Origin of the sequence: Vibrio fujianensis (assembly GCF_002749895.1) — a bacterium.
GTDB lineage: Bacteria > Pseudomonadota > Gammaproteobacteria > Enterobacterales > Vibrionaceae > Vibrio > Vibrio fujianensis.
Window position 1 is genome coordinate 204,162 of record NZ_NBUS01000043.1, and the last position, 6,574, is coordinate 210,735.

The 6,574-nt window shown below is 46.5% G+C and carries 6 protein-coding genes; all 6 read left to right on the plus strand.

The genetic code is table 11. The features are described from left to right. On the plus strand, nt 1–820 hold an 820-nt coding region (locus B7C60_RS19030), incomplete at its 5' end, for a Mur ligase family protein (protein WP_245869276.1). Continuing rightward, entirely contained in the window at nt 817–2,178 is a 1,362-nt protein-coding gene (locus tag B7C60_RS11800; RefSeq protein WP_099611818.1) for a UDP-N-acetylmuramoyl-tripeptide--D-alanyl-D-alanine ligase, read from the plus strand. The genes B7C60_RS19030 and B7C60_RS11800, both read left to right, overlap by 4 nt. Continuing rightward, nucleotides 2,175–3,257 carry a phospho-N-acetylmuramoyl-pentapeptide-transferase gene (mraY, locus tag B7C60_RS11805; RefSeq protein ID WP_099611819.1) on the plus strand — a complete coding sequence of 361 codons (1,083 nt, stop codon included), beginning with the start codon at nt 2,175–2,177 and terminating at the stop codon, nt 3,255–3,257. The genes B7C60_RS11800 and mraY overlap by 4 nt, the downstream gene beginning before the upstream one ends. Before the next feature lie 23 nt (nt 3,258–3,280). Beyond that, complete coding sequence (gene murD, locus B7C60_RS11810) at nt 3,281–4,615, plus strand: UDP-N-acetylmuramoyl-L-alanine--D-glutamate ligase (RefSeq protein ID WP_099612027.1); 1,335 nt, start codon at nt 3,281–3,283, stop codon at nt 4,613–4,615. A 5-nt stretch (nt 4,616–4,620) separates the two neighbouring features. Then, nucleotides 4,621–5,811: a cell division protein FtsW gene (gene ftsW, locus B7C60_RS11815; RefSeq protein ID WP_237665814.1), complete on the plus strand. Its 1,191-nt coding sequence runs from the start codon at nt 4,621–4,623 to the stop codon at nt 5,809–5,811. Next, nucleotides 5,798–6,574: undecaprenyldiphospho-muramoylpentapeptide beta-N-acetylglucosaminyltransferase (gene murG, locus B7C60_RS11820; protein ID WP_245869383.1), on the plus strand; the 777-nt coding region annotated here is incomplete at its 3' end. The genes ftsW and murG, both read left to right, overlap by 14 nt.

The window sequence follows — 6,574 nt, forward strand, 5'->3', positions numbered from 1 at the left end:
GGCTTATGCCGAAGCCAAGCGCTCGCTATTTACTGAACATCATTGCCAACAAGCGATTATTAATGTTGATGATCCGGTAGGAGCAAGTTGGGTAGAGATGCTACCTCATGCGATTGGTGTGTCACTACACACAGAACCAACTACGCAACAAGGGGTGTGGGCAACCGCGGTTCATTATACCTCAAATGGTATTTCGCTCGACTTTTCAGGCAGCTGGGGAGAAGGGCATTTGAAGGTACCGTTAATCGGCGAATTTAATGCAGAAAATGTGTTACTGGCATTTACCACCTTACTAAGCTTAGGGATCGAAAAACAGAAATTGATTGAGACCGCCGCTCAACTTCGCCCCGTTGTTGGACGAATGGAGTTGTTTCATGCTGCGGGGAAAGCTCAAGTTGTGGTTGATTATGCACATACGCCGGATGCACTAGAAAAAGCGTTACGGGCATTACGAATTCATTGCCAAGGAACACTGTGGGTGATTTTCGGCTGTGGTGGCGACCGAGATAAAGGCAAGCGTCCGATGATGGTAGCGATTGCTGAGCAGTTTGCAGATCGAATGATTTTGACTGATGACAACCCCCGTAGTGAGTCTCCCGATGCGATCATACAAGATATGCTGGTCGGGCTAAGCCATCAACAGGCTCATGTAGAGCACAACCGCTTTAACGCATTGGCTTTTGCTCTGCATCATGCCAAAGAGAATGACATTATTTTACTCGCGGGGAAAGGGCATGAAGAGTACCAAATCCTCGCCGACCAAACGGTTCACTACTCCGATCGAGAATCGGCGCAAATTTTATTAGGGCTCTTAGCATGATAACCACCAACCTTGAGACGCTTCGTGAGGTATTAAAAGCTCAACTCATTGGCGAAAACTGCGTCATCACTTCAGTTTCTACGGATACCCGTCAGATGGGTCAGCAAGCGTTATTCGTCGCATTAGTTGGCGAGCGATTTGATGCCCATCAGTTTGCTCAACAAGCGGTAGATGCGGGGGCTTGTGCGCTGCTTGTGGAGCGTCAGTTATCCGTCAATATTCCTCAACTCGTGGTGAATAATAGCAAACAAGCACTTGGGCAGCTGGCTGCTTGGGTACATCAACAGTGTCAGACAGCAACCATCGCCATTACCGGAAGTTGTGGTAAAACGACAGTCAAAGAGATGACCGCCAGTATTTTATCGATAAAAGGACAGGTTCTTTTTACCTCTGGTAACTTTAATAACGACGTCGGTGTGCCATTAACCTTACTGCGTTCTACACCGCAAGATGATTTTGCCGTGATAGAGTTGGGCGCGAATCATCGAGGCGAAATCGCCTATACAGTGGGATTGGTCAACCCCGATGTTGCCTTAGTGAATAATGTGGCAGCCGCACACTTAGAAGGTTTCGGTTCGCTTGATGGGGTTAAACAGGCGAAAGGCGAAATTTACCAAGGGTTAGCGTCAGGGAAAACGGCACTTGTTAATTTAGAGAGTCATGGCGGGGAACTCTGGACGCCAGTGTTAGCCGACAAAAGGGTTAAAACTTTTTCGGTTAACCAACCTTCCGCTGACTTTTCTGCTCGGGATATCGTATTAAATGACGAGGGAAAAGCGCATTTTATTTTAGTGACTCCGCAGGGGGAAACCAGCGTTTCTTTAACCATCGTTGGTCAGCATAACGTAGCTAATGCGTTAGCAGCAAGCGCCTTGGCGATGGAGCTGGGGGCAAATCTTGCTGACGTAAAATATGGGCTTGAACATCTTTTAGCCATTAAAGGTCGAGTTGATGTTACCCCATTGACTTCGAATATTCGCCTGATTGACGACAGTTACAATGCCAGTGTACCGGCGATGAAAGCCGCCATCGATTTATTAGGCTCTTTTTCTGGAGTGCGTTGGTTAATTTTAGGCAATATGGCTGAGTTAGGTGAGGAAAGTCTTGCACTTCATCAGCAAGTCGGTAAACATGCTGCCCCATTCCAATTTGATTATATTTTGACGTATGGAGAAGATGCGCGAGTGATCAGCGAATGTTGTCACGGCCAGCACTTCGAGACGCATCAAGATATGTTTGTGTTTATTGAGCAGCAACTCAAAAAGCAATCAGAATGTGCTCATGTTCTGCTCGTCAAAGGGGCGAACAGTTCAGGAATGAGCCAAATTGTTACTGCTCTCAAGGAGAAATACTCATGATTATTTGGCTTGCCGAGTTACTCCAGCCATATTTTTCGTTTTTTCGATTGTTCGAATATTTATCGTTTCGCGCGATAGTCAGCATCCTGACGGCATTAGGCTTGTCATTGTGGATGGGGCCTCGGTTGATTAAGCGCTTGCAATTGCTACAAATTGGTCAGGTTGTCCGTAACGATGGGCCTGAATCTCATTTCAGTAAACGAGGTACGCCAACGATGGGAGGGGTGATGATTTTAGCCTCGATCATCATTACGGTACTCTTGTGGACTGATCTCACTAACCCCTATGTTTGGGCGGTATTAGCAGTATTGACTGGTTATGGCGTGATCGGTTTTGTCGATGATTATCGTAAAGTGGTCCGTAAAAATACCGATGGGCTCATTGCGCGTTGGAAATATTTTTGGCAGTCCGCGATTGCGTTAGTCGTCGCATTTGTTTTGTATACACATGGGCAAGATACTGCCGCAACACAATTAGTTGTCCCCTTTTTTAAAGATGTGATGCCTCAACTGGGGGTACTGTATATTGTATTGACCTATTTTGTCATTGTTGGTACCAGCAACGCGGTGAACTTAACCGATGGGCTGGATGGGCTTGCTATTATGCCGACTGTCTTAGTCTCTGCTGCGTTTGGTGCGATTGCTTGGGCTACAGGGAATGTCCAATTTGCCAATTATTTGCATATTCCTTATATCCCTTATACCTCGGAGCTAGTCGTGGTTTGTACCGCGATGGTCGGGGCTGGCTTGGGCTTTTTGTGGTTTAATACCTATCCAGCGCAAGTATTTATGGGCGATGTTGGGTCTCTTGCCTTAGGTGGAGCATTAGGCACGATTGCCGTGCTGGTGCGGCAAGAGTTTGTGTTGGTGATCATGGGGGGCGTTTTCGTTATGGAAACCGTATCTGTGATTTTACAGGTAGGCTCTTATAAATTACGTGGTCAACGTATTTTCCGTATGGCCCCGATTCATCATCACTATGAATTGAAAGGATGGCCAGAACCACGAGTGATCGTGCGTTTTTGGATTATTTCGATTGTATTGGTTTTGATCGGTCTAGCAACGCTTAAAGTGCGTTAAGTCAATTGGGATATAAAATGAAAATGGATCGTTGGCAAGGTATTCAGCATGTTGTGGTTGTCGGTCTTGGTATTACCGGGCTCTCTGTCGTCAAGTATCTGCGTCATTATCACCCCTCGATCGTGGTGAAAGTCATTGATACCCGGGAGCTACCGCCGGGGCAAGATCAGCTCGAAGAGTCGATCCCTTTTCATTGTGGCAGTTGGCACTTACCATGGTTGCTTACAGCCGATCTGATTGTCACAAATCCTGGTATTGCATTGGCAACGCCAGAGATACAGCAAGCGATCCAACAAGGTATTCCTGTTGTTGGAGACATTGAGTTGTTTGCTTGGCATGTGGATAAACCAGTGATTGCGATTACCGGCTCAAACGGTAAAAGTACTGTGACTGATCTAACTGGTGAGTTGGCAAAAGCGGCTGGTATTGTGACGGCTGTCGGTGGCAATATTGGAGTACCTGCACTGGATTTACTTGCTCAGGAGGCCGACTTGTATGTGTTGGAATTGTCGAGTTTTCAATTAGAAACCACAGAGCATTTGGCGCTAGTAGCAGGGGCTTTTTTGAACTTGTCTGAAGATCATATGGACCGTTACCCAGACATGGCTGCCTATCGTCGAGCTAAGTTACGCATTTTTCAACACGCAGAAACGGCAATCGTCAATGCCGATGACCCGCAAACGGTTCCTGAATCCTTTCTAGGGACGCAAATGACCTTCGGGTTAGCCAGTCATTTGGCTGATTATCGAGTCGCCGTTTATCAAGGGCAAGAGTGGTTATTGGCGAAGGGCACACCCGTATTACCGGTGGCAGAGTTGAGTTTGGTTGGGCGACATAACGTTGCTAATGTACTAACAGTGTTGGCTTTATTGGAAGCCGCGCAAGTGGATTATTTGAGCGCATTGCCAACGTTGAAGTCTTATACAGGCTTGACACATCGCTGCCAACTGATTGCCGATAATGACGGCATTCGTTGGGTCAATGATTCGAAAGCAACCAATGTGGCTAGCACGCTTGCTGCATTGTCTGGCTTAGCAATTTCTGGCCGCCTATTTTTACTTGTTGGCGGTGTTGGAAAGGGGGCAGATTTTAGCGCCCTGAAACCTGCATTAGCCAAGTTGCCGGTAAAGTTATGTTGTTTTGGGCGAGATGGTGAGCAATTTATGTCGTTGCATCCTTCTGCCCAGCTTTTTACTACCATGGATCAAGCGATCGAACGCATCCATCTTGAGCTGAAACCTGGCGATATGGTGCTACTTTCTCCTGCGTGTGCAAGTTTCGACCAATTTAAACATTTTATGGCTCGAGGCGATGCGTTTGCTGCACTAGCTAAGCAGTATGCATTTGTGAAAAGGTAATGGTTTTGGCTTTCTCAACCTCATATCATGCGGTGGTGCGTTGGTTAAAAACACCTTCACCTCAAGCATTATTTGATCGCCAATTGGTCTGGTTAGCTTTGGGGTTGATGTTAATTGGTTTAGTGATGGTCACTTCGGCATCTTTTCCAATTAGCTCTAGGCTGACGGATCAGCCATTTCACTTTATGTTTCGCCATGGCATTTTTTTACTGTTGGCTTTATTAACGGCTTCCATTGTTCTGCAAGTCCCAGTCGAACGTTGGATGCGCCATAGCTCGGTGTTGTTAGCCATATCCTTCTTATTACTAATTGTTGTATTGTTTGCTGGTAAATCAGTCAATGGCGCTTCTCGTTGGATCCCTTTAGGGCTTTTTAACTTGCAGCCAGCAGAGGTGGCCAAGCTCTCGCTGTTTATTTTTATGTCGAGCTATTTGGTTCGCAAACAAGATGAGGTACGAGAAACCTTCTTTGGTGGGTTCATGAAGCCTATCATGGTGTTTGGTGCGTTGGCTGGCTTACTGTTAGGACAACCTGATTTAGGTACCGTGATTGTCATGTTAGTCACCTTATTTGGCATGTTGTTTATTGCTGGCGCTAAATTATCCCAGTTTTTAGCCTTGATGGTTGCGGGTATTTTAGCGGTGTTGGCTTTGATTGCAGCAGAACCATACCGGATTCGGCGTGTAACCTCTTTTCTTGATCCATGGGAAGATCCTTTTGGCAGCGGTTATCAATTAACGCAGTCTTTAATGGCCTTTGGGCGAGGTGAATGGTTTGGGCAAGGATTAGGGAACTCGATTCAAAAACTTGAGTATTTACCTGAAGCACATACCGACTTTGTTTTTGCCGTGATGGCTGAAGAGTTAGGCTTTGTTGGTGTGGTACTGGTACTTATTTTGATTTTTAGTTTGGTGCTTAAAGCGCTATTTATTGGTAAAAAAGCATTTGAACATCATATGCAGTTTGGCGGCTATCTCGCGTTTGGAATCGGGATTTGGTTTGCGTTTCAAACGTTAGTTAATGTTGGTGCGGCAGCCGGAATCGTACCGACGAAAGGGTTAACCTTACCGTTGATCAGTTATGGTGGATCTAGTCTTATTGTCATGTCCGTTGCGGTTGCCATTTTGCTACGGATTGATTTCGAATGTCGTCTCATCCAGATAAGAAAAGAAAAAAAGAATGATGAAAAACAGTAAACGATTAATGGTGATGGCGGGCGGAACTGGTGGACATGTTTTTCCCGGACTTGCGGTAGCGAAACGCTTACAGCAGCAAGGCTGGGAAATCCGCTGGTTAGGGACCGCAGATCGTATGGAGGCCGATCTGGTACCCAAACATGGTATCGAGATTGATTTTATCCAAGTGAAAGGTTTACGCGGACAAGGTCTGTTACGTTTACTTAAAGCCCCTTGGCAAATAGTTAACGCGGTGTTGCAAGCGCGTCGCCATTTGAAAGCTTGGCAACCAGATGCAGTGCTTGGTATGGGCGGTTATGTCAGCGGCCCTGGTGGTATCGCTGCCTGGTTGCAAGGTATCCCCGTTATTTTACACGAACAAAATGCGGTGGCAGGATTGACCAACCGCTGGTTAGCTAAAATTGCGACCCAAGTCTTTCAAGCCTTTGATGGTGCTTTTACTGGTGTACCGGTTGTCGGTAATCCAGTACGTTCAGATGTTGCACAACTGGTCGAACCCGTGCAACGCTTATCGATGCGACAAGGCCCTATCCGTATTTTAGTGATGGGCGGTAGCCAAGGCGCGAGAATTTTAAACCAAACTATGCCCCAAGTGATGGCTCGTTTAGGTGAGGGCTATCAAATTCGTCATCAGGCCGGCAAGCATAATCTGCAAGATGTGGCATCTGCTTATGCTCAGCATGGGCTGGCTCAAGCCGATATTGTTGAATTTATCGATGATGTCGCCGAAGCCTATGCATGGGCCGATTTAGTTGTTTGTCGA

What these genes read in the sequence shown, in the direction of transcription:
- B7C60_RS11800 (WP_099611818.1), top strand. Translation starts at nt 817, where the DNA reads ATGATAACCACCAACCTTGAGACGCTTCGTGAGGTATTAAAAGCTCAA.
- mraY (WP_099611819.1), top strand. Translation starts at nt 2,175, where the DNA reads ATGATTATTTGGCTTGCCGAGTTACTCCAGCCATATTTTTCGTTTTTT.
- murD (WP_099612027.1), top strand. Translation starts at nt 3,281, where the DNA reads ATGGATCGTTGGCAAGGTATTCAGCATGTTGTGGTTGTCGGTCTTGGT.